The following is a 574-nucleotide window of genomic DNA, read 5'->3' as shown; positions in this document are numbered from 1 at the left end:
GGATTGGTAATTCTCGATGTGAAAACACAGAGACAAAGGGCTGATTTTTGAATAGGAAAAAAAGTGGATCTGCAGGGTCCCAAATGAATTGGCTTATTAGAAAAAAGCCTTGTTCTTTGGAAGATCTATCTCTTGTCTGGTACTGCACGGTTCTACTCTGCAAGAACTCCGAATCATTCTCTTGAAGCTCATCCTCTTCATCATAAATGATCCGCTTGCCCCGAAATGACCTAGCCCAATAGGGAAATCCCAATTCATTGGGCCTTTCTATTTGATTGTATCGAAAGGCCCAAGGGCGCCATATTCTAGGAGCCCAAACTATGTGATTGAATAAATCCTCCTCTATCTGTTGCGGTTCGAGGACTCCTTCTCGTTCCCCTTCTTCAAACTCCGATTCGTATTTTTCATAGAGAAATCTCTGATCAAAGATAGAACAAGATCCATTTTGCATCATATCTAAGGGATTCCTCGGTTCGGGCCGAAGAAGCAATGTAACTCGATCATTATCAAACGGACTGCAATCTTTTTCTGTCCGTGAAGATCCCACCAGAGCGCCTTCTACTTCTAATAGGCC

General features: G+C 42.9%; 1 protein-coding gene. It reads right to left on the bottom strand.

Going from position 1 to position 574, the window contains the following annotated elements; genetic code table 11:
- On the bottom strand, positions 1–547 hold a 547-nt coding region (locus IEZ04_RS36390), incomplete at its 3' end, for a protein Ycf2 (RefSeq protein ID WP_229821495.1).
- Between the last annotated feature and the right edge of the window lie 27 nt (positions 548–574).

Source organism: Streptomyces ruber, assembly GCF_014648075.1.
GTDB lineage: Bacteria > Actinomycetota > Actinomycetes > Streptomycetales > Streptomycetaceae > Streptomyces > Streptomyces ruber.
The sequence above is the reverse complement of the archived record's forward strand: the minus strand, read 5'-3'. Positions and strand labels throughout refer to the sequence as shown.